The organism is Pseudonocardia sp. (assembly GCF_050246655.1).
Taxonomy (GTDB): domain Bacteria; phylum Actinomycetota; class Actinomycetes; order Mycobacteriales; family Pseudonocardiaceae; genus Pseudonocardia.
This window is the reverse complement of the sequence record NZ_JBFWVQ010000039.1, coordinates 1-21,626: the sequence shown is the minus strand read 5'-3', so window position 1 is coordinate 21,626 and position 21,626 is coordinate 1. Positions and strand designations below refer to the sequence as shown.

The 21,626-nt window shown below is 74.2% G+C and carries 22 protein-coding genes; 15 read left to right on the top strand and 7 right to left on the bottom strand.

The window, feature by feature from the left end; genetic code table 11:
• Nucleotides 1-58: 58 nt before the first annotated feature.
• The 3 genes from AB7J25_RS14700 to AB7J25_RS14690 are packed head-to-tail and all read left to right on the top strand — an operon-like array spanning nt 59 to nt 3,165.
• Nucleotides 59-1,402 carry a M20/M25/M40 family metallo-hydrolase gene (locus AB7J25_RS14700; RefSeq protein ID WP_428509233.1) on the top strand — a complete coding sequence of 448 codons (1,344 nt, stop codon included), beginning with the start codon at nt 59-61 and terminating at the stop codon, nt 1,400-1,402.
• Between the two features lie 9 nt (nt 1,403-1,411).
• A complete protein-coding gene (locus AB7J25_RS14695; RefSeq protein WP_428509231.1) occupies nt 1,412-2,182 on the top strand; it encodes an SDR family oxidoreductase in 771 nt (256 codons plus the stop codon).
• Nucleotides 2,182-3,165 carry an NADPH:quinone oxidoreductase family protein gene (locus AB7J25_RS14690; protein ID WP_428509229.1) on the top strand — a complete coding sequence of 328 codons (984 nt, stop codon included), beginning with the start codon at nt 2,182-2,184 and terminating at the stop codon, nt 3,163-3,165. The genes AB7J25_RS14695 and AB7J25_RS14690 overlap by 1 nt, the downstream gene beginning before the upstream one ends.
• Before the next feature lie 6 nt (nt 3,166-3,171).
• Here AB7J25_RS14690 and AB7J25_RS14685 read toward each other — a convergent pair whose 3' ends face one another.
• Entirely contained in the window at nt 3,172-3,405 is a 234-nt protein-coding gene (locus AB7J25_RS14685) for a DUF5703 family protein (protein WP_428509228.1), read from the bottom strand.
• Between the two features lie 230 nt (nt 3,406-3,635).
• Here AB7J25_RS14685 and AB7J25_RS14680 point away from each other — a divergent pair, with 230 nt between their 5' ends.
• Together AB7J25_RS14680 and AB7J25_RS14675 are read left to right on the top strand one after the other, a co-directional pair.
• On the top strand, nt 3,636-4,457 hold the full coding sequence (locus AB7J25_RS14680; RefSeq protein WP_428509226.1) for an undecaprenyl-diphosphate phosphatase: 822 nt from the start codon (nt 3,636-3,638) through the stop codon (nt 4,455-4,457).
• A 70-nt stretch (nt 4,458-4,527) separates the two neighbouring features.
• The gene (locus AB7J25_RS14675) at nt 4,528-5,484 is read left to right on the top strand and encodes a DUF808 domain-containing protein (protein WP_428509224.1); all 957 of its coding nucleotides are present in this window, start codon (nt 4,528-4,530) and stop codon (nt 5,482-5,484) included.
• A 7-nt stretch (nt 5,485-5,491) separates the two neighbouring features.
• On the opposite strand, the gene AB7J25_RS14670 is transcribed toward AB7J25_RS14675, so the two are convergent.
• Complete coding sequence (locus AB7J25_RS14670; protein ID WP_428509222.1) at nt 5,492-6,481, bottom strand: alpha/beta fold hydrolase; 990 nt, start codon at nt 6,479-6,481, stop codon at nt 5,492-5,494.
• Between the two features lie 114 nt (nt 6,482-6,595).
• Between AB7J25_RS14670 and AB7J25_RS14665 the strand changes: the two genes are divergently transcribed.
• From AB7J25_RS14665 to ygiD, 6 genes are all read left to right on the top strand, one after another.
• Nucleotides 6,596-7,294, top strand: a complete 699-nt coding sequence (locus AB7J25_RS14665) for a histidine phosphatase family protein (RefSeq protein WP_428509220.1) — start codon at nt 6,596-6,598, stop codon at nt 7,292-7,294.
• Between the two features lie 47 nt (nt 7,295-7,341).
• The gene (locus AB7J25_RS14660) at nt 7,342-7,911 is read left to right on the top strand and encodes a DUF3090 domain-containing protein (RefSeq protein WP_428509218.1); all 570 of its coding nucleotides are present in this window, start codon (nt 7,342-7,344) and stop codon (nt 7,909-7,911) included.
• 42 nt (nt 7,912-7,953) lie between these two features.
• Entirely contained in the window at nt 7,954-8,748 is a 795-nt protein-coding gene (locus AB7J25_RS14655) for an SCO1664 family protein (RefSeq protein WP_428509216.1), read from the top strand.
• 211 nt (nt 8,749-8,959) lie between these two features.
• Nucleotides 8,960-9,799 (top strand): patatin-like phospholipase family protein, encoded by an 840-nt coding sequence (locus tag AB7J25_RS14650; protein ID WP_428509214.1) that lies wholly within the window; start codon nt 8,960-8,962, stop codon nt 9,797-9,799.
• A gap of 21 nt (nt 9,800-9,820) precedes the next feature.
• On the top strand, nt 9,821-10,840 hold the full coding sequence (locus AB7J25_RS14645) for a 1-acyl-sn-glycerol-3-phosphate acyltransferase (protein ID WP_428509212.1): 1,020 nt from the start codon (nt 9,821-9,823) through the stop codon (nt 10,838-10,840).
• 11 nt (nt 10,841-10,851) lie between these two features.
• Nucleotides 10,852-11,706 carry a 4,5-DOPA dioxygenase extradiol gene (ygiD, locus tag AB7J25_RS14640; RefSeq protein ID WP_428509210.1) on the top strand — a complete coding sequence of 285 codons (855 nt, stop codon included), beginning with the start codon at nt 10,852-10,854 and terminating at the stop codon, nt 11,704-11,706.
• Nucleotides 11,707-11,880: 174 nt separating this feature from the next.
• Here ygiD and AB7J25_RS14635 read toward each other — a convergent pair whose 3' ends face one another.
• Nucleotides 11,881-13,386 carry a leucyl aminopeptidase gene (locus AB7J25_RS14635; protein WP_428509208.1) on the bottom strand — a complete coding sequence of 502 codons (1,506 nt, stop codon included), beginning with the start codon at nt 13,384-13,386 and terminating at the stop codon, nt 11,881-11,883.
• A gap of 135 nt (nt 13,387-13,521) precedes the next feature.
• Between AB7J25_RS14635 and AB7J25_RS14630 the strand changes: the two genes are divergently transcribed.
• On the top strand, nt 13,522-14,853 hold the full coding sequence (locus AB7J25_RS14630) for an APC family permease (protein ID WP_428509206.1): 1,332 nt from the start codon (nt 13,522-13,524) through the stop codon (nt 14,851-14,853).
• 68 nt (nt 14,854-14,921) lie between these two features.
• Here AB7J25_RS14630 and AB7J25_RS14625 read toward each other — a convergent pair whose 3' ends face one another.
• On the bottom strand, nt 14,922-15,671 hold the full coding sequence (locus AB7J25_RS14625) for a class I SAM-dependent methyltransferase (RefSeq protein WP_428509204.1): 750 nt from the start codon (nt 15,669-15,671) through the stop codon (nt 14,922-14,924).
• 85 nt (nt 15,672-15,756) lie between these two features.
• Nucleotides 15,757-16,830, bottom strand: a complete 1,074-nt coding sequence (gene gcvT, locus AB7J25_RS14620; RefSeq protein WP_428509202.1) for a glycine cleavage system aminomethyltransferase GcvT — start codon at nt 16,828-16,830, stop codon at nt 15,757-15,759.
• A gap of 103 nt (nt 16,831-16,933) precedes the next feature.
• Here gcvT and AB7J25_RS14615 point away from each other — a divergent pair, with 103 nt between their 5' ends.
• The 3 genes from AB7J25_RS14615 (at nt 16,934) to AB7J25_RS14605 (ending at nt 19,296) form a co-directional block, all read left to right on the top strand.
• Entirely contained in the window at nt 16,934-18,046 is a 1,113-nt protein-coding gene (locus AB7J25_RS14615; protein ID WP_428509200.1) for a branched-chain amino acid aminotransferase, read from the top strand.
• 141 nt (nt 18,047-18,187) lie between these two features.
• On the top strand, nt 18,188-18,850 hold the full coding sequence (locus AB7J25_RS14610) for a helix-turn-helix transcriptional regulator (protein ID WP_428509199.1): 663 nt from the start codon (nt 18,188-18,190) through the stop codon (nt 18,848-18,850).
• Nucleotides 18,847-19,296, top strand: coding sequence for a hypothetical protein (locus AB7J25_RS14605; protein WP_428509197.1), 450 nt, complete (start codon nt 18,847-18,849; stop codon nt 19,294-19,296). The genes AB7J25_RS14610 and AB7J25_RS14605 overlap by 4 nt, the downstream gene beginning before the upstream one ends.
• Nucleotides 19,297-20,149: 853 nt before the next feature.
• Here AB7J25_RS14605 and AB7J25_RS14600 read toward each other — a convergent pair.
• Nucleotides 20,150-20,887 (bottom strand): adenosylcobinamide-GDP ribazoletransferase, encoded by a 738-nt coding sequence (locus tag AB7J25_RS14600; protein ID WP_428509195.1) that lies wholly within the window; start codon nt 20,885-20,887, stop codon nt 20,150-20,152.
• Nucleotides 20,884-21,626, bottom strand: a 743-nt coding sequence (locus tag AB7J25_RS14595) for a nicotinate-nucleotide--dimethylbenzimidazole phosphoribosyltransferase (RefSeq protein WP_428509193.1), incomplete at its 5' end; no start/stop codon positions are given. The genes AB7J25_RS14595 and AB7J25_RS14600, both read right to left, overlap by 4 nt.

Genomic DNA, 21,626 nt, shown 5'->3' with positions numbered 1-21,626 from the left:
GAGCTTAGCCCACGCCCGCGGGCGGGCTTCACCAGGTGCCAGGTGATAGGAAGTCCCGGTGACGGACGCCGTGACGCCCGGGAAGACCGCCGGAATCCCCACCGCCGAGGACGAGGTCGTGCAGCTGTGCTCCGAGCTCATCCGCATCGACACGAGCAACACCGGCGATCCCGACACGGTCACCGGTGAGCGCGAGGCCGCCGAGTACGTGGCGGCGAAGCTCGCCGAGGTGGGCCTGGAGTACGAGACGGTGGAGTCGGGGGCGCCGCGGCGCGACAACGTGTTCACGCGCCTGAAGGGGGCGAACCCGGACCGCCCGGCGCTGCTCGTCCACGGGCATCTCGACGTGGTGCCCGCCGAGCCGAGCGAGTGGTCCGTGCACCCGTTCTCCGGGGCGGTGCAGGACGGCTACGTGTGGGGCCGGGGCGCGGTCGACATGAAGGACATGGTCGCGATGACGCTCGCGGTCCTGCGCCGGTTCGCGCGCGAAGGGTACGTGCCGCCGCGCGACATCGTGTTCGCGTTCCTCGCCGACGAGGAGGCGGGCGGCGAGTACGGCGGGCGCTGGCTCGTCCGCAACCGCCCGGACCTCTTCGAGGGCTGCACCGAGGCCGTCGGCGAGGTGGGCGGCTTCTCCCTCACGCTCGACGAGGACCGGCGCGTCTACCTGGTCGAGACCGCGGAGAAGGGCATCGCCTGGATGCGGCTGCGCGCCCGTGGCCGCCCGGGGCACGGCTCGTTCCTGCACGACGACAACGCGGTCACGAAGGTCGCCGAGGCCGTGGCGCGGCTGGGCAACCACACGTTCCCCCTGGTGCTCACCGGCACGGTGCAGCAGTTCCTGGACCGGATGAGCGAGCTCACCGGCCTGGAGTTCCCGCAGGACGACCTGGACGGCGCGGTGCGCAAGCTCGGCCCGCTCGGCCGGATCGTGGGCGCCACCCTGCGCGACACCGCGAACCCGACGATGCTCAAGGCCGGCTACAAGGCCAACGTCATCCCGTCGAGCGCGGAGGCGGTCGTGGATTGCCGGGTGCTGCCGGGGCGGGAGAAGGCCTTCCTGCGCGAGGTGGACGAGCTGCTGGGCCCGGACGTCACCCGCGAGTGGGTCACGGACCTGCCGCCCGTGGAGACGTCGTTCGAGGGAGACCTGGTGGAGGCGATGACCGCGGCGCTGCTCGCGGAGGACCCTGGCGCGCACGCCGTGCCGTACATGCTCTCCGGGGGCACGGACGCCAAGCACTTCGTCGAGCTGGGCATGCGCTGCTACGGGTTCGCCCCGCTGAGGCTGCCCCCGGACCTGGACTTCGCCTCGCTCTTCCACGGCATCGACGAGCGGGTCCCGGTGGACGCGCTCACGTTCGGCACGCGGGTGCTCGACCGGTTCCTGCGCACCTGCTAGGCAGAGGCCATGGATCTCAAGGGCAGGGCCGCCCTGGTGACCGGCGGCGCGTCGGGCATCGGCGCGGCGGCGGTGCGCCGGCTGGCGAAGGCGGGTGCGGTGGTGGCCGTCGCGGACCGGGACGATGCGGCGGCGCGGGCGCTCGCGGACGAGGTGGGGGGCCTGGCCCTGCCCGGTGACGTCTCGGACCTCGACACGATGACGATGGCGGTCGACGTCGCCGAGGACAGCTTCGGGCGGCTCAACGTCGTCCTGCTCAACGCGGGCGTCACCGCGGGCCAGTCCGGGACGGAGAACCTCGATCTCGCCGGCTACCGGCGGATCATGGGCGTGAACGTCGATCACGTCGTGTTCGGGCTCACCGCCGCGGTGCCCGCCCTGCGCCGCGCGGGCGGCGGCACGATCCTCGCCACCGCGTCGCTCGCGGGGCTCGTCCCGATGCCCGGCGATGCGCTCTACACCCTCACCAAGCACGCCGTCGTCGGGTACGTGCGTGCGGCGGCCCCCGAGCTGGCGAAGGAGGGCATCCGGGTCAACGCCGTGTGCCCCGGCTTCGCCGACACCCCGCTGATCGCGCCCGCCCGCCCGCAGTTCGGCGACTTCCCGCTGCTCACCGCCGAGGACGTCGCGGACGCCGTGGAGGCCGTGCTGGAGCGGGGCGAGCCCGGCGAGTGCTGGTTCGTCCAGCCGGGCCGCGAGCCCGCACCGTACGGGTTCCGGGGCGTGCCCGGACCGAAGGGCGGGGCGGCCCCGCCGGACGTGAGCTGGAGGGACCACTGATGCGCGGCTGGCGGGTGCACGAGCTGGGAGAGCCAGGCGACGTCCTGACCTGGCACTCGGACCTGCCCGATCCGGCGCCCGGGCCCGGCCAGGTCCTGGTGCGGGTGCACGCGGCCGCCTGCAACTTCCCGGACATCCTCGTCTGCCAGGGCCGCTACCAGGAGCGCCCGGAGCTGCCGTTCACCCCGGGACTGGAGATCGCGGGCGAGGTCGTCGCGGCCGGTGAGGGTGCTCGGTTCGCGCCCGGGGACCGGGTGATCGGCTGGCCCCCGATGGGGCAGGGCGGCTACGCCGAGCTGGTGGTGCTCGACGCGGACGCGACGCTCCCGTGGCCGGACGGGATGGCCGCGGCCCAGGCCGCCGGGATGCTCATCACCTACCAGACGGGGGTGTGCGCGCTGCACCACCGCGGGCAGCTGCGCGAGGGCGAGACGCTGCTCGTGCACGCCGCCGCGGGCGGGGTCGGCACGGCCGCGGTGCAGCTGGGCAAGGCCGCGGGCGCGCGCGTCATCGGCACGGCGGGCGGCCCGGAGAAGTGCGCGCTGGTGAAGGAGCTGGGCGCGGACGAGGTCGTCGACTACGCGAACGAGGATCTCGTCGCCCGCGTCAAGGAGCTCACCGCCGGCCGCGGTGCGGATGTGATCTTCGACCCGGTGGGCGGGGACGTGTTCGACGCCTCCCGCAAGCTCGCCGCGTTCGAGGGCCGCATCCTCGTGATCGGCTTCGCCTCCGGCGCGCACGCCGCCGCACCGACGCCGCACGTCCTCGTCAAGAACTACAGCGTCGTCGGCGTGCACTGGGGCTACTACCGGCAGATGCGTCCCGAGATGATCCCGCTCTGGCAGCGGCAGCTCGACGAGCTGTGGGCGAAGCGGCTCATCGACCCGCTCGTGGGCACGGAGCTGCCCCTCGACCGGGCCCCGGAGGCGCTGCGCCTGCTCGGGTCGCGCGGCAGCACGGGGAAGGTCGTGCTGCGCGTCTGACGGCGATCAGGTGGACAGACCGGGGAGCATCCGTCCCGTCCGTCGGCGGCGCAACCACACCTTGCGGACGCCGCGTGGATAGAGCCGCACTTTCGAGAGCTCCCAGCCGCCGAACTCGGCCTGTATGGCGAGCCGCACCGCTGCCGTCACCCGGGAAACGTCTCCGGGGAGCTGCACCGGGCGGTACTCCCACTCCCCGTCGGTCAGGTCCCCCTCGACCTCCGCGACGCCTCGACCCACCGGCCACCTCCGTCGGTTTCGAAACCGCACACCCCGCCGTTCGTCGGTGAACGGCGGTGGAATTCCCCACACCATAGGCGTGACGTGGGACACGTGCCAGGGGTCGCGCCATATCATCGGGCCCGGCCGGTGCCGCCTCGGGGGAGGGCGGCAGATCGCCCGCCCGGGTCCCCGATAGCGTCACCGCCCGTGACGGGAACGGTTCTGGACGGGCGCTCCGGAGGTCCGCGGTGACCTGGATCGAGGTGATCGTCCTCGGGGTCGTGCAGGGGCTCACGGAGTTCCTCCCGATCTCCTCGTCGGCCCACCTGCGGATCGTGTCCGAGGTGTTCTTCGGCCAGGACGCCGGCGCGGCGTTCACCGCCGTCACCCAGCTCGGCACCGAGGCCGCGGTCCTGCTCTACTTCGCCCGCGACATCGGCCGCCTGTTCATGACGTGGGTGCGCGGGTTCACCGACCCGCAGGTGCGCACCCTGCCGGACTACCGGGTGGCCTGGCTGGTGATCATCGGCACGATCCCGATCGGCGTGCTCGGCATCCTGTTCGAGGAGCAGATCCAGACCGCGGCCCGCAACCTCTGGCTGATCGCCACCACGCTGATCGTGTTCGGCCTGCTGCTCGGGCTGGCCGAGAAGGTCGGGCGGCAGAAGGTCGAGCTGCAGCAGATGAAGGTCGCCGACGGCGTCATCCTCGGCTTCGCGCAGGCCATGGCGCTGATCCCGGGCGTCTCCCGCTCCGGGGGGACCATCACGGCGGGCCTGTTCCTCGGTTTCACCCGCGAGGCCGCCGTGCGCTACTCGTTCCTCCTGGCGATCCCCGCGGTCGTCGCGGCCGGGATCTTCCAGGTGCCGGACGTGTTCGCGGGCGACGGGCCGACACCGGCACAGATGATCGTCGCGACCGTGGTGGCCTTCGCGCTCGGCTACGCGAGCATCGCGTGGTTGCTGCACTACGTCGCGAGGCACAGCGTGTACCTGTTCGTCTGGTACCGCGTCGTGCTCGGGCTGCTGCTGTTCGTCGCGCTGGGCGCCGGGTGGATCTCGGCATACTGATCGTCGGCGGTCCGTCGCACCGTAGGCTTCGGACCGTGCGCATGACGGACCTGCCCGGGACGGCGACCCGATGAGCGGACTGTTCGCCCTGCTCGACGACGTCGCGGCGCTCGTGCGGCTCACCGCGGCGTCCCTCGACGACGTCGCCGGTGCCGCGGGCCGGGCCGGGGCGAAGGCGGCCGGTGTCGTCGTCGACGACGCGGCCGTGACGCCCCGCTACGTGCAGGGCCTGGAGCCGCGGCGGGAGCTGACGATCATCCGTCGGATCGCCGTCGGCTCGCTGCGCAACAAGATCCTCATCATCCTTCCGGTCGCGCTGGTGCTGAGCCAGTTCGCACCGTGGCTGCTCACCCCGATCCTCATGCTCGGCGGCACCTACCTGTGCTACGAGGGTGCCGAGAAGATCTGGGAGAAGCTCAGCGGCCACGAGGCGGCCCCGGAGGAACGCGCGGACGCGGCCGCCGCGGACCCGGCCCAGCACGAGAAGAGGGTCGTCTCCGGCGCGGTGCGCACCGACTTCATCCTCTCGGCCGAGATCATGGTCATCGCGCTGAACGAGGTTGCCTCGGAGGGCCTCGTCCCCCGGGCGGTCATCCTGCTGGTGGTCGCGATCGCGATCACCGTGCTCGTCTACGGCGTGGTCGCGCTGATCGTCAAGATGGACGACGCCGGGCTGGCCCTCGCGCGCCGGGACTCCGGTCCCGTCGCCGCCCTCGGGCGCGGCCTGGTGACGGCGATGCCCGTCGTGCTCTCGGTGCTCTCCACCGTCGGGATCGCGGCGATGCTCTGGGTCGGCGGGCACATCCTCCTGGTCGGGATGGACGAGCTCGGCTTCCACCCGCCCTACGCGCTCGTCCACCACCTGGAGGTGATCGTGCACGACGCCACCGGCCCGCTGGGCGGCTTCCTCGGCTGGCTCACGAACACCGTCGGGTCGGCGATCCTCGGGGCGATCGTGGGCGCGGTCGTCGTGGCGGTCATGCACCTCATCCCGAAGCGGAAGAAGCCCGCGGGGGCGCACTCCTGATCCGGGCTCAGGTGGCCGAGCGCTGCCCGTGGCCCCCACCCGCCGGATCCGCCGCGGAGCTGTGGGTGCTGCGCAGGAGCTGGCGCCACTGCTCGGCGCTCCAGGTCGCGGGCTCGGTGGTGGCGAGGAACTCCTCGACCACCCCCACGAAGCGGCCGGGGTCGGTGTGGAACGGGAAGTGGCCCGCCCCGTCGAAGATCTCCAGGCGGCTGCCCGGCATCGCCGCGTGGGCGCGGCGGCCGTGGTCCACCGGCACCACGGCGTCGCGGGAACCCCACACCAGGAGCGTCGGCATTCCCCGGGTGAGGTAGCAGCGGTCCAGCATCGTGACGACCTGGCCCCGCCAGTCCACCACCGAGCGCAGCGTGCGGATGAACGCCGAGCGTGACGTCGCGTCGGGCAGGGCGTCCACCATCCGCAGCAGGTCCGGGGCGTCCCGGCCGAGGTCGGTGTCGAGCCTGCGCAGGAGCTGGACGATCGCGCCCACCTGCCAGCGCGCCGTCGGCACCCGCAGCCACTGCAGCGCGCCGATCGCCCCGGGCAGCGTCATCGCGCGCAGCACGGGGGAGACGGACAGGCCCGCCCCGCCGCTGCCGACCAGCACGAGCCGCTCCGTGCGTTCCGGGAACTGGTAGGCGAACTGCATCGCCACCCCGCCGCCGAGCGAGTGCCCGACGAGCGTGGCGCGCTGGATGCCGAGGACGCCGAGCAGGTCACGCACCCCGTTGGCGTAGGCGGCGACGGAGTAGTCCGCCCGCGGCTTGTCGGAGCGGCCGTGCCCGAGCAGATCCGGTGCGATCACCAGATGCCGGCGGGCGAGTGCTGGCAGTACCGGATCCCAGGTGGCCGAGCTGTCGCCGATGCCGTGGATCAGTACCATCGCCGGCCCGGCGCCCGACGTCCGAAACGCCCGCCGGTAGCCGTGCACCACGCGGAACTGCAGGTCGTCGGCCTGCACCGGGGTGAGGTGGCCCCGACGGGTGTCGGACGCGGACACGGTGCTCCCACGGTCGGCGGAACCGGATCGGCCGCAGGGTAGGAGGTGCGGATTGCGGCCGTGTTACCGCGCGTTCGCGACGAGACACCTGGCCGCCGTGGCATCGTGGTCGGCGTGACGACGCTCATCCTGCTGCGCCACGGGCGCTCGTCGGCCAACGTGGCCGGGGTGCTCGCCGGGCGCACCCCGGGCGTCGAGCTGGACGACACCGGGCGCGTCCAGGCGGACAAGGTCGTCGACCGGCTGGCGGGCATCCCGCTGACCGAGATCGTCTGCTCGCCGATGCTGCGCTGCGAGCAGACCGTCGCGCCGCTGGCCGAGGCCCGCGGGCTCGCCGCGGTCACCGAGCCGGAGCTCGCCGAGGTCGACTACGGCTCGTGGACCGGCGGCAGCCTGAAGACCCTCGCCAAGGAACCCCTGTGGAAGGTGGTGCAGGCCCATCCGTCCGCCGCGGTGTTCCCGGACGGGGAGGGGCTCGCCGCAATGCAGCACCGCGGCGTGGCCGCCGTCCGCAGGCACGCCGCCCGGATCGCGGCCGAGCACGGGCCGCACTCCGTGTGGCTCGCGTGCAGCCACGGCGACGTCATCAAGGCGATCCTCGCGGACGCCCTGGCCACCCACCTCGACAACTTCCAGCGCATCATGATCGACACCTGCTCGATCAGCGTGGTCGTGCACACCGAGCTGCGCCCGTTCGTCGCGCGGGTCAACGACACGGGTGGCGACCTCTCCTCGCTCGTCGCGCCTCCACCGAAGCGCCGCCGCCGGACCCGTCCGCCCGGTTCGGACGCCGTGGTCGGCGGCTCGACCTGATCGCAGGGATGCCGCGGGCGCCGACGTGGCCTACTCTCGACGGTGCCATGTCCCGCGTCATCCACGTCTTCCGCCAGCCCGAGCGATTCGTCGCGGGCACCGTCGGCGAGCCCGGAGACCGCACGTTCTACCTCCAGGCCGTCGAGGACGCCCGCACCGTGAGCGTGCTGCTGGAGAAGCAGCAGGTCTCCGTCCTGGCGGACCGCATCGCCGCGCTCCTCGCCGAGGTCGTCCGCCGGTTCGGCCCCGAGCTGGGCGAGGACGAGGGCGAGGGCACCGACACCGACCCGCTCGCCGTCCCCCTGGAGGAGGAGTTCCGGGTCGGCACGATGGGCCTGGGCTGGGACGCCGACTCCCGCTCCATCGTGGTCGAGCTGCTCGCCGTGAGCGAGGAGGAGATCGACGAGTCCGTCGTCCTGGACGACGGCGAGGAGGGCCCGGACGCGCTGCGGGTGTTCCTCTCCCCGCCGCAGGCGCGCGCGTTCGCCGAGCGCGCCGAAAAGGTCGTGCAGGCCGGGCGACCGCCGTGCCCGCTGTGCGCCGAGCCGCTCGACGCGGAGGGGCACGTCTGCGTCCGGCTCAACGGCTACCACCAGCGGCGTCCCGTCACGGAGTGACGCCTGTCCGAGCTACCCGCGCCGTCTGATTCGATCGGACCCGTGCACCCTCAGGACCCGGTGGTTCCGGAGCTGCTCCGGCACGGGCGCATCGAGGTCACGGGCCGCCTGGTGGACGCGTCGAACGCCACCCTCTTCGGCGAGATCTCCCTGGACGGCGTCGCGGCGGGGTGCGTCTACAAGCCGGTGCGCGGCGAGCGTCCGCTGTGGGACTTCCCCGACGGCACCCTCGCCGGCCGGGAGGTCGCGACCTACCTGGTCTCCGAGGCGGGCGGGTTCGGCGTCGTGCCGCCGACCGTGCACCGCGACGGCCCGTTCGGGCCCGGGATGGTGCAGGTGTGGGTCGACACGGCCGACGAGCGCGAGCTCGTGGACGTCCGCCCGCCGAAGGACGTCCCACCCGGGTGGTTGGGCGTGCTGCGGGCGCGGGGCACGGGCGGCGAGCCCGCGGTGCTCGTCCACGCGGACACCCTCGAACTGCGGGTGATGGCCGCCTTCGACGTGCTCGTGAACAACGCGGACCGCAAGGGCGGCCACGTCCTCGCCGGAGCGGACGGACGCGTGTACGGGGTGGACCACGGGCTGTGCCTGCACGTCGAGGACAAGCTGCGCACCGTGCTGTGGGGATGGGTGGGCACGCGGCTGTCCGACGAGGTGCTGGAGCGGGTGCGGCGCCTGCGCGGGGCCCTGGACTGCGGGTTGGCCGAGACGTTGGGCCAGCACATCACGCGGGCCGAGGTGCGGGCGCTCGAGGCGCGGGTGGACGCCCTGCTCGCGGATCCGTGCTATCCGCGGCCGTCGGGGTACGGCCCGGCGATCCCGTGGCCGGCCTTCTAGGACCGTCCGCGAGTTGCGGGTTCTGCGGTGGCGAGTTGCGGGTTCTGCGGTGGCGAGTTGCGGGTTCTGCGGTGGCGAGTTGCGGGTTCTGCGGTGGCGAGTTGCGGGTTCTGCGGTGGCGAGTTGCGGGTTCTGCGGTGGCGAGTTGCGCATCTCGTCAGGCCGTCTTGCGTGAGGTGTCAGCGATCTTCCCGGGTGGGAGCATGGTGGCGTGACCGGAGACGTGACGGCCGTGGTTCTCGGCGGTGGGGGGCTGCTGGGCGCCGTGCAGGTCGGGATGGTGCGCGCGCTGGAGGAGGCTCGGGTGCGCCCCGATCTCGTCCTCGGCACGTCCATCGGCGCGATCAACGGAGCCGTCCTCGCCGCGTCTCCTCCCGGCGAGGCGGCCGATCGGCTCGAACGCCTGTGGCGCTCGCCCGACGCGCGGGCCGTCTTCCAGACCGGGACGGTCTCGCGCCTGCGCGAGCTCGCCCGCACGGGCACCGCCGTCCACTCGCCGCAGCCGCTGCGCGAGGCGCTCACCGAGCAGCTCGGCATGCGGCGGATCGAGGACCTGCCGGTGCCCTTCCAGTGCTGCGCAGCCCGGATCGAGGACGCGGCGGAGGAGTGGTTCGCCGACGGTCCGGTGGTGGACGCGGTGCTGGCGTCGTCGGCCGTCCCGGGCCTGCTGCCGCCCGTGGAGCGCGCCGGCCACCACTACCTCGACGGTGGCCTGGTGAACAGCATCCCGCTGGGCAGGGCCGTCGAGCTGGGGGCGCGGCGGGTGTTCGTGCTGCAGGTCGGGCGGATCGAGCAGCCGCTGCGCGCGCCGCACCGTCCGTGGGAGGTGGCGGCGGTGGCGTTCGAGATCGCGCGACGGCACCGCTTCGCGCGCGACCTCACATCGGTGCCGGAGGGCGTGGAGGTTCACGTGCTTCCCGCGGGGGACGGGGCGGCGCCGCGCTGGGACAGTGTGGAGTCGTTGCGCTACCGCGACACCGGCCGCATCGGCCGGCGGATCACCGAGGCGTACCGGGCCACCTCCGAGTACCTCGCTAGCGTGCCGACCTGATCGCGCTGGCACGGTGGGGGCGTGAAGAAAGCGCTGAGCCGAGCGTTGCCGCCGCGGTGGGTGCGCCGCGTTGTGCTCGCCCCGGCGATCGTCGCGGTGACGGTGCTGGTCCTCGTGACGCTGCCGCTGTGGCTGATGGCGGCCGCGGCCGTGTCGCCGTTGCTGCCGGGGAAGCTACGGGCACTGCGCGTGCTGTGGGTGCTGATCGTCGCGATGGTCCTGGAGGCGGTCGCGCTGTTCGCGCTGCTCGGGCTGTGGATCGCCGCCGGGTTCGGTGCCGCCGTGCGCACGCCGCCGTTCCAGTACCTGCACTACCAGCTGGTCGGCTGGTACCTGCGGATGCTCTACCGCGAGGCGGCGCGGGTGCTGCGGCTGCGGGTCGACGTCGAGGGCCCGGACCCCGACGAGTACCTCAACCGGCCGCTCCTGGTTTTCTGCCGCCACGCCGGGCCCGGCGACTCCTTCCTGCTCGCCCACGCCCTCGTCAACTGGTACGCGCGGGAGCCGCGGATCGTCCTCACGGCGGCACTGCAGTGGCAGCCGTCGATCGACGTCATGCTCAACCGGTTGCCGAACCGGTTCATCGCCGGCGGCGGTGAGCAGGTCGAGCGCGGCATCGGTGAGCTCGCCACCGCCCTGGACCACAACGACGCGTTCGTGATCTTCCCCGAGGGCGGCAACTTCACCGAGCGCAGGCGCCTCGCCGCGATCGACCGCCTGCGCGGGGCGGGCCTGGAGGAGATGGCGCGACGCTCCGAGCGCATGCGCCACGTGCTGCCGCCGCGCCCGGGCGGCGTGCGCGCGGCGCTCGCGGCCGCGCCCGAGGCGGACGTCGTGTGGGTCGCCCACGCGGGCCTCGACCACCTCTACACCGTGGCCGACGTGTGGCGCGAGCTGCCGCTGGACGGGCGGGTGCGGATGCGCTGGTGGCGCGTCCCGGCCGCCGAGGTGCCCCGCGACCCCGACGCTCAGCTGGAGTGGCTCTACGCCTGGTGGGAACGGATCGACGCGTGGGTGGACGCCACCCGCGTCGGTCCGTGATGCTCGCCGCCATGACCACCACGATGCCGGCGGCGTTCGTCGGCCACGGCAGCCCGATGAACGCCCTGGAGCGCAACCGCTACACCGACTCCTGGCGAGCGCTGGGACGAGCCCTGCCGAGACCCCGGGCGATCCTCGTGGTGTCGGCGCACTGGTTCATCAACGCCACCGCGGTGACGGCGATGCCCCGCCCGCGCACGATCCACGACTTCTTCGGCTTCCCGCGGGCGCTGTTCGACGTGGAGTACCCGGCGCCCGGCGCGCCCGAGCTCGCCGGTGAGGTCGCCGAGATCGTGAAGCCCACCTGGGTGGGTGCGGACGTCGACAGCTGGGGGATCGACCACGGCACCTGGTCGGTGCTCACCCATGTGTTCCCCGGTGCGGACGTGCCGGTCGTGCAGCTGTCGATCGACGCGACCAAGACCTTCGACGAGCACTTCGAGCTGGGTGCCAAGCTCGCTCCGCTCCGGGAGAGCGGTGTGCTGGTCCTGGGCAGCGGCAACGTTGTGCACAACCTCGGCGGGATCGACCCGACGCGTCCCGGCGTCGGCTTCGACTGGGCCCACCGCTTCGACGACGCCGCCCGCGAGCTGATGACCGGCATGCCGGCCCGGGTACCGGGGCTGCAGGAGGCGCGGGACTTCGACCTCGCCGTCCCGACACCGGACCACTTCATCCCGCTCCTGTACTTGGCGGGGCTCGCGAGCGCGGCGGGGGAGGGCACGGACGTGCTCGTGGACGGCTACGCGTACGGGTCGCTGTCGATGACGGCCTACACGCTGGACCTGCCCGTGGAGCAGGCGGCAGGTGCCGGCCCGGCCGGGACGATCCCTGCGGACGTCCCGACGCGGGCGACCAACATGTGACCGCGAGTTGCGCATCCTGCCGGGCCGTGTTGTGCGATCTGCCCGGCCGTGTTGCGCGATCAGTCAAGCCGTGTGGCGTCCGCCGTCAGGCGTATGGCGCACACGGCCTGATGAAATGCGCAACTCGCGGCCGCGGGATGCGGAACTCGCGGCCGCGGGATGCGGAACTCGCGGTCACCCGTGGGCGGCCACGTCCTCCAGGAACGCCGCCAGCGTGCGCACCGGCACTCCCGTGCCGCCCTTCGCCGTGTAGCCGTACGGGCCGCCGCTGTGGAACGACGGCCCCGCGATGTCGATGTGCGCCCAGGCCAGGCCGTCCGGGACGAACTCGCGCAGGAAGATCCCGGCCGCGAGCATGCCGCCCCAGCGGTGGCTCGTGACGTTGGCGATGTCGGCGACCCGGGAGTCCAGGTCGGCCCGCAGATGCTCGGGCAGCGGCATCGCCCAGGCGTCCTCGCCGACCCCCCGGCCGAGGGCGGCGATGCGGTCGCGCAGCGCCTCCTCGCCCATGACGCCCGCGGTGCGCATCCCGAGCGCCACCTGCTGGGCCCCGGTGAGGGTCGAGGTCTCGACGAGGTAGTCCGGCCCGTCCTGGGCGGCGCGGACGATCGCATCGGCCAGGATGAGCCTGCCCTCGGCGTCGGTGTTGAGCACCTCGACGGTCTTGCCGCCGAGCATCCGCAGCACGTCCCCGGGCCGGTACGCGGTGTCCGACGGCATGTTCTCGGCCATCGGGACGGTCGCCGTGACCGCCACCGGCAGCGCCAGCCTCGCCGCCAGCACCGTGACGGCGATGACCGCCGCCGCACCGGACATGTCCGAGGTCATCTGGTCCATGTTCTGCGCCGGCTTGATCGAGATGCCGCCGGTGTCGAACGTGATCCCCTTGCCGACCAGCGCCACCCGCGCGCGCGGCGTCCCCCCGCCCGACCAGGACAGCCGCACCAGCCGCGGCGGTCGCGACGAACCCTTGCCCACGCCGAGGACGCCGCCGTAGCCGGCCTCGGCGAGCGCGGCGTCGTCGAGGACCTCCACGTCCAGGCCCGCGGCCTCGCCGAGCACCCGGGCCCGCTCGGCGAAGCTCGCGGGAAACAGGTCGTTGGGCGGGGTGTTGACGAGGTCGCGTGCGGTGGTGACGGCCTGCGCGACGGCCGCGGCCCGCTCGAGCACGGCCCCCGCCCCGGGCTCCTCGGTGAGCACGTCGACATCGGCGAGCGGTGCCCGGCCGTTCGCGCCCTTGTACTCGGTGAAGGTGTACGTCCCGAGCAGCGTCCCCTCGGCCGCTGCGGTGAGGTCGAGACGGCCGAGGGTGGTGACGGCCCGGCCGGTGCCGGCGAGCGCCCGCGCGGCGCTGCCGCAGGCCCGGCGCACCTGGTCGGCGGCGGGGCGGCCGTCGTCGCCGGGCGTGCCGAGCCCCACGGCCACGAGCAGCGGCGCAGCGACGGCCCCGCGCGTGGGCAGCTTCGTGATCTCGTCGGCCTTGCCGGCGGCGCCGACGACGGCGAGCAGGTCGACGAGCCCGCCGCCGAACGCGGCGTCCACCTCCTCGGCGCCGGGTGCGAGCCGTGGGCCGCCCTTGCCGTCCGGGTCGTCGGCCGGCAGAAGGCCGACGACGACGGCGTCGGCCTCGGCGGTGGCGGCGGAGCCGCGCGCGACGTGCAGGTGGGTGGGCACGGACACTCCTCGATCGGGTCAGGGCGGCGCTGGACGGATCGGCGGGGGCATGGCAGGAACCCGGCGCCGAGACCGGACCGAGATGCTAATGACACCGCCGTGCCTCCCGCCCGGGCAGGGGCGCCTGTCAGGCTGGAGACCGTGACGGGCGCTGTGACGCGACGGCTGGGCACCGCGGACGCGGTCGTGCTCGGCCTCGCCGCCATGCTCGGCACCGGCGTCTTCGCCGTCTGGGGCCCCGCCGCGGCCGCCGCGGGCGCCTGGTTGCCGCTGGCGGTGCTGCTCGCGGCGGTGGTCGCGGCCTGCAACGCCGCCTCCACAGCGGACTGCGCGGTGGCCTACCCGGAGAGCGGCGGCGGGTACGTCTACGGCCGCGAGCTGCTGGCGCCGGCGGCGGGCAGGCTGGCCGGCGTGGCGTTCCTGGTCGGGAAGGCGGCGTCCGCGGGTGCAGCCGCGCTGGTCTTCGGCTGGTACGTGCTGCCGTCGCGGCCGGAGGTGGTGGCGGTGGCGGTGGTCGTGGTCGTCACCGCGCTGAACATCGCGGGGGTGCGCTGGACGGCGCGCGGGGCGTGGGCGCTGGTCGGCGGCACGCTCGTGGTCCTCTTCGTGATCGTGCTGTGCGGCCTCTTCGGCGGGCACGTCGAACCGGCCGCGGCCACTCCCGCCCTGCCCGCTGCGCCGGATCCGGGGGACGGGGTGCTCGGCGTGCTGACGGCCGCCGGCCTGGTGTTCTTCGCGTTCGCCGGGTACGCGCGCATCGCGACGATGGGCGAGGAGGTGCGCGATCCCGACCGCACCCTGCCCCGCGCGATCGGCGTCGCGCTGGGGATCGCGCTGGTCACGTACCTGCTCGTCGCGACGGCCCTGCTCGTCGGCCTGGGCAGCGACCGGCTGGCCGGGGAGCCGTCGCCGCTCGCGGTCCTGGTCGACAACGGCGAGGCGCACGCCCTCGGCGTCCTCGTCCGGGTCGGGGCGGCGGTGGCCGCGGGCTCGGCCCTGCTCTCGGTGCTGGTCGGGTTGAGCCGCACGACGCTCGCGATGGCCCGGCGCGGCGAGCTGCCGACCTCCCTCGCGGCGCTGTCGGCACGGGCCACCCCCTGGCGGGCCGACATCGCGGGTGGGCTCGTCGCGATCGTGATCGTGCTGGTGGCGGGCCCGGTGGCGGCGATCGCGGTGTCGGCGTGCGCGGTGCTCGTCTACTACGCCGTGATCAACGCGGCGGCACTGAGGCTGCCGTCGCGCCGCTTCCGGGCCTGGACGTCTTGGCTCGGGCTCCTGCTGTGTGTGGGCCTCGCCGCGCTGCTGCCGCAGCGCCAGGTGCTGATCACCGCCGGTGCGCTCGCGCTCGGCTGGACGGCGTGCACCGTGGTCGGGACGGTCACGGCGCGGCGGGCGCGCCGTCGCCAGGTTCTCGAGCGTGCAGAGCCCGAGCGCGCCGAGCCGGAGCTTGTCGACCCCGACCGTCCGCGGTAGCGCCGTGCACCGGACCGCGACGCCGTGACTGGCCCGATCCCGGGGCCACGGGTGCGATCGGCCCGGCGTCAGCAGAGGCGGCGCAGCACGACGTACATGCTCACGGTGGCGTAGCGCTCGAACAGCCGCCAGCTCCGGGCCCAGGACAGCACCCGCAGCAGCGCCTTGTCGCCGCGGTTGTAGCGGATCGACTCGGTCTCCAGCGGGCTGCGCTCGAAGGCCGCCCGGAACTGGGCCGGTGTCAGGCCGTTGAGGCCGAGGTCGGCCAGGCACCGGAAGGGCTCGCGCCGGCACCGTCGCGCCCAGGCGACGACCACCGGGAGCGGCAGCAGGGTGTGCGCCCACGGGATCTTGAGGCACGCGCGCCCGTGGTCGCCGAACGGGCTGTGGTAGAGCGGGCTGAACCCCGCGTACACCCGCCCGCCCGGCCGGAGCAGCCGGTGGATGTCGCACAGGAGCGTGTCGAGGTCCGCGACGTGCTCGAAGGTGTCCTTCGAGACGACGAGGTCGAACGAGCCGTCCTCGGCCAGGGCGGCGATGTCGGCGGCCACGTAGGACACGGTGAGGGCCAGTTCGGGATGGCTGCGCGCCAGGTGGCACTCGGCCGACGCGATCGCCTTGGGGTTGAGGTCGACGCCGAGCACCCGGGCGGCCCCGGCGCGGGCGAGGCGCACCGACATCACCCCCTGACCGCAGCCCAGGTCGAGCGCGGCGAGGCCGAGAACGTCGGGCTCACCGCCGAAGCGGCGCCAGAACTCCTCGTTCGAGACCAGTTGCTCGGCGACGTACCGCTGCCGGGCGTCCTGCGTGGGCGGCATGGCGCGCTACCTTAGGGTTCGTTTACCTAAGGTTTGTGAGCGGGGTCCCGATCAAGGGCCCGGCACGGACCGCCTCGACCGCGGGTCAGCGCACGTGCGACGGCACGAACGGCGGCCGCACGACCTCGCACGCGAGCTCGCGACCCCGCACGTCCACGACGACGGTGTCACCGAGCTCCACCCCGGACGCGGTGTCGATCAGGGCGAGGGCGATCCCGGTCCGCAGCGTGGGGGAGAAGGTGCCCGACGTCGTCGTCCCGACGTCGACACCACTCGAGCGCACGTCCATGTGGGGGCGCGGCACCCCGCGGCCGGTGGCCAGCAGGCCCCGCAGGCGGCGCGCCGGGCCCGCGGCCCGCTCCGCGACGAGCGCCTCCCGACCCCAGAACGCCGGCTTGTCCCAGCCCACGGCCCACCCGCTGCCGGCCTGCACCGGTGTGATGTCGCGCGAGAGGTCCTGACCGTGCAGGGGGTAGCCCATCTCCGTGCGCAGCGTGTCGCGCGCCCCGAGGCCGCACGGGCGCGCGCCCGCGGCGACGACGGCGTCCCAGACCCGGCCCGCGTCGGCCGCGGGGACGAGCAGCTCGTAGCCGTGCTCGCCCGTGTAGCCGGTGCGGCACACGCGCACCTCGCCGGCGTCGGTGAACGCCATGTAGTCCAGCTCCGCCAACCCGTCGATCGCGGCGTCGAGGACCGCGCGGGAGCGGGGCCCCTGCACGGCGAGGACCGCCAGCTCGGTGTGCCGGTCCGTGACGGTGACGCCGGCAGGGGCGGCCGCGGCCAGGAGCTTCGCCACCTCGGCGGCGTTCGCGGCGTTCGGCACGAGCAGCAGCTCGTCCGGGCCGACGAGGTAGGCGATGAGGTCGTCGACGACCCCGCCGTCGTCCGCGCAGCACAGCGTGTACTGCGCCTGCCCGGGGGAGATCCGGCCGAGATCGGCCGTGAGGCAGGCGTTGACGTAACCCGCCGCCCCCGGGCCGTGGAGCGCGAGCTTGCCGAGGTGGCTCACGTCGAACACGCCGACGTCCTCGCGCACAGCGGTGTGCTCGGCGACCGTGCCGCCCGGGTAGGAGATCGGCATCGACCAGCCGCCGAACGGGGCGAGGGTGGCGCCGAGAGCGACGTGCCGGTCGTGCAGGGGGCTCGTGAGCAGGTCCACGGGCGGCACGCTACAGCCGCCCCGTCCCGGTCCGTGGGAGCATCGATCGGCCGATAGTCGGACGTCCTGACATCCGCCTTGCCCGACCGGTTACCGTTCGTCCATGAGCGCGCTGTTCCACCGCACCACCCACCCGTCGCCGACGCCCGAGGTCCGGCGCGCGGAGATCCTCGCCGACCCCGGATTCGGCCGGTACTTCACCGACCACATGGTGACGATCCGGTGGCGCGCCGGCGAGGGATGGCACGACGCGGCTGTGGTGCCCTACGGCCCACTCCAGCTGGATCCGGCGACGATGGTCCTGCACTACGGCCAGGAGATCTTCGAAGGCCTCAAGGCCTACCGGCAGCCGGACGGCTCGATCGCGTCGTTCCGCCCGGACGCCAACGCGGCGCGGTTCCGGGCGTCGGCGTCGCGGCTGGCGATGGCGGAGCTGCCGGACGAGCTCTTTCTCGAGTCGCTGCAGGAGCTGTGCGCCGCCGACGCGGAGTGGGTGCCGCCCGCCGGCGGCGAGGAGTCGCTGTACCTGCGGCCGTTCATGCTCGCCACCGAGGTCGGGCTGGGGGTGCGCCCGTCCGCGGAGTACCTGTACGGCCTGATCGCCTCGCCCGCCGGGCCGTACTTCCCGGGCGGGGTCAAGCCCATCGACGTGTGGCTGTCCACGGACTACACCCGCTCCGCGCTCGGGGGCACGGGCACCGCCAAGTGCGGCGGTAACTACGCCGCGTCCCTGCTGCCGCAGAAGCAGGGCGCGGAACACGGCTGCGCCCAGGTGGCCTACCTCGACGCTGAGGAGCGCACCTGGATCGACGAGATGGGTTCGAACAACCTGTTCTTCGTCTACGGCTCGGGCGACGAGGCGGAGCTCGTGACGCCCGTGCTCACCGGCAGCATCCTCGCGGGCGTCACCCGCGACTCGCTGCTGGTGCTCGCGAAGGAGTTGGGCTGCGAGGTGACCGAGCGCAAGGTGTCCGGCACGGAGCTGCTCGAAGGCGGCGCGAGCGGTCGCATCACCGAGGTGTTCGGCAGCGGAACGGCCGCCGTCATCACGCCGATCGGCCGGATCAAGCACGCCGACGGCGAGGTGACGTTCGGCGACGGCGAGCCGGGCCCGATCACCACCCGCCTGCGCGCGATGCTCACCGACATCCAGCGCGGCCTCGCGCCGGATACCCACTCCTGGATGCGCACGCTCGTCGCGGCGCCCGAGCGGTAGCCCGGCCCGGCCGGTGCCGGAGTCCGGATCGCACCCCCGGCACCGAGCCTGCGGGCGCCGACGGCTTCACCGACCAGCCGGTTCCACGCGCGCCGAAATTTACCCTATTTCCACAAGGATCAATAGTGTTTAATCCTCCCCGTGGACGGCAGGCGCGCGCAGGTGCTCGTAGCGATCCAGCGGGCCGAGCGGCCGATCGGGGTGGCCGAGGTGGCCGACCAGCTGGGGATCCACCCCAACACGGCCCGCTTCCACCTCGGCGCGCTGGTCGAGGACGGGGTCGTGGAGCGGGTCGGCGGGCAGGCGAAGGGCCGCGGCCGGCCCCGGGCGAGCTACCGGGCGCGGGCTGGCCAAGCGCTCGGCGACACCCGCCGGTACCGGCTGCTGGCCGAGATCCTGCTCGGCCACCTCGCGGGTCTCGCGCGGCCGGGCCCGGCCGCGCGGCGAGCCGGCCGGGCTTGGGGCAGCTACATGATCGGGCGCCCGCCACCGGGGCGCCCCGTCGACGCCGCTGAGGCGGGTGCGCGGCTCACGGCGCTGCTCGGCGAGCTGGATTTCGCCCCGGAGGCCGACGCCCAGGGTGTCCCCGGCGTGCTCCGGCTGCGTCACTGCCCGTTCCTCGAGCTCGCCGAACCACGCCGCGACCTGGTCTGCACGCTGCACTTCGGGCTGGTCCAGGGTGCCCTCGACGAACTCGACGCGCCGCTCGCGGCCACCCACATGGAGCCGTTCGGTGAGCCTGCAGCATGCCTGGTCCACCTGCAGGCGGCGCCTCGGCGCTCGGAGAGCGGGAGCCCGTTGTGAGTCTCACACCGGCCGCGGACACCGCGGTGCTCGCGACGGCGACCGAGATCGCGCGCGCCGGGGTGCCGTTCCTCTGGCTCGGCTCGGCGCTGGTGATCCTCTTCCTCGAGATCAACCTCTCCCTGCACCTGGGCATCTGCCAGCAGGCCTTCCGGGCGCTCCACGTCGGCGAGATCGTGCTGGCCGCGATCCTGACCATGGCGGTGCTCGCCGACTCGGCCCCCTCGCTCGCGTCCGTGGCGCTGATCTTGGCGCTGTGGGCCGTGCTCGGTGGCCAGGCCGTGCTACTGCGGCCTCGGCCGGGCCACGTCGTGTCGGGCCTGCGCAGCGGGGACGTCGAGCCGGATTCGGCGGGCCGGCCGGGGCTCTACCGGCGGCTGGAGGTCGCGAAGCTCGTCGGGCTCGCCGTGCTGGGGTGCGTGTTGGTCGCGGGTCTGACCGGCTGACGGGTTGCTGAGTCGGGCCGGTCCGGATCGTGCGGGTTCGCGCCGGGTCAGGGGGCCTGCGGGCGCCGGGTGGGCGGCGGCCGGGCGGTGGAACGTTCGCGCGGGGTGGTGGCACACATCCGCGGGCGGTGGAGCATGTGTTCGAGCGGCGGCACCTCGGCGGCGCGGCGGGTGGTTGGCGGCACGTCAGCGGCGCGGCGGGTGGCGGCAGGGTGGTCGGCCGGCGGGTGGAACATGTGTTCGGGTGGTGGCACACATCCCCTGGTGGTGGCACACAGTGCCGACGGTGTGTGCGAGCGCCGCGGGGTGTGTGCGAGCGTCGTCGGGTGGCTCGCGCGGGTGGTGTCACACACGTGCGGGCGGTGGAGCATGTGTTCGAGCGGCAGCACGTCGGCGGCGCGGCGGGCGGCTGGCGGCCGCACCTCGGCGGCGCGGCGGGCGGTTGGGTGGTCGGCCGGCAGGTGGAACATGTGGTCGGGCGGTGGCACACATCCTCTGGTGGTGGCACACAGTGCCGACGGTGTGTGCGAGCGCCGCGGGGTGTGTACGAGCGTCGCGGGTGGGCGGTTGAGCGTTCGCGCGGGGTGGTGGCACACACGTGCGTGGAGCATGTGTTCGAGCGGTGGCACGTCAGCGGCGCGGTGGCACGTCAGCGGCGCGGCGGCACGTCAGCGGCGCGGCGGGCGGTTGGGTGGTCGGCCGGCAGGTGGAACATGTGTTCGGGCGGTGGCACACATCCCCTGGTGGTGGCACACAGTGCCGACGGTGTGTGCGAGCGCCGCGGGGTGTGTGCGGGCGCCGCGGGCCGCCCCGAGGTGACCCGCTCAGCCGGCCGGCCGAGGCGGGACCGCCGTCACGCGGCGAGTACCACCAGCACCGCGAGCACGGACACCTCGTTCACCGCGCCGAGCACGTCCCCGCTGGTGCCGCCGAGGCGCCGACGGGTGTGCGCGGCCACCAGCACCGTGACGAGCGCGGCGACGGCGACGGCGAGCGGCCCCCGCCACGCCGTCACCGGCACGGACGCGGCGGCCAGCGCCACCCACCAGGCCGGCGCCACCCACCACGGCTGGGAGCCCGCGACGAGCGCGCCCAGACCCTCGGGCCGGGCCGCGGGCACCCCCCGGCGGCACGGCCACGCGAACGCGGCCCGTCCGGTCGCCGCGGCGAGCATCAGCGCCCACGGTTCCCGCGTGAGTGTCGCGAGCGCGGCCGCCTGCGCGCCGAGCACGACGACCAGCGTGACCACGGCGAACGGGCCCGCGCCGCCGTCGCGCATCACGGCCAGGGCCCGTTCCGGTGGCCCGTAGCAGCCCAGCCCGTCCGCGGTGTCGGCGAGGCCGTCCACGTGCATCCCGCGGGTGGCCAGAGCGAGGAAGCCGACCGTGAGCAGCCCCGCGACCAGGCCGGGGACGTCCAGGCCGGTGAGGCCACCGAGCACGGCGGCCCCCGCGGCCCCCACCAGCAGGCCCACCACCGGCGCCCACCGGATCGCCCGCGCTGCCGTGCGCGCGTCCAGCTCGGCGGCGTCGAGGCGCACCGGGAGCACGGTGAGCCAGCTCAGCGCCAGCCGCAGGCTGCGCGCGCTCATCCCGGGGACGTCGCGGGGATCGCGGTCTCCGCGAGCAGGTGCGCGGCCATGCGCAAGAGCGGGATCGCCGCCACCGCGCCGGTGCCGTCGCCGAGCCGCGTCCCGATGTCGAGCACCGGCTCCAGCCGCAGGTGAGCGAGCGCCCGCGCCGTCGCGGGTTCCGGTGACCTCTCCGCCATCCGCCACCACCCGCGGGCCCGCGGCTCGAGCTCGTCGGCGACCATCGCCGCGGCGACCGCCACCGGGCCGTCCAGCAGGACCGGCGTGCGCCGGGCTGCGGCCTGGGTGAGCAGGCCGGTGAGCACCGCCAGGTCGGCGCCACCTGCGGCCTGCAGCAGCGCTTCCGGCACCCGGACGTGCGGCTTCGCACGGCGCAGCGCGTCGCGCACGGCGGCCGCCTTGCGCATCCAGCCCGCGTCGTCGATGCCGCTGCCGCGCCCGACCACGGCCACCGGCTCCGTGGCCGTCAGGGCCGCGACCAGCACCGACGCCGGTGTCGTTGCGCCGACCCCGATCGCGCCGACGGCGAGGAGGTCCGCCCCGGAGTCGACCTCCTCGTCGGCGAGCCCCCGGCCGGTCGCGAGTGCCCGCTGCACCTCCTCGGCGGTGAGCGCGTCCTCCCGGTCGATCCGCCCGCTGCCCGCGCGGACGTGGTGCTCGCCCCCGCCCGTGCGCGTGCCGACGTCGACCAGCCGCACCGACGCACCCGCGACCGCGGCGGCGACCGTCACCGGCGCCG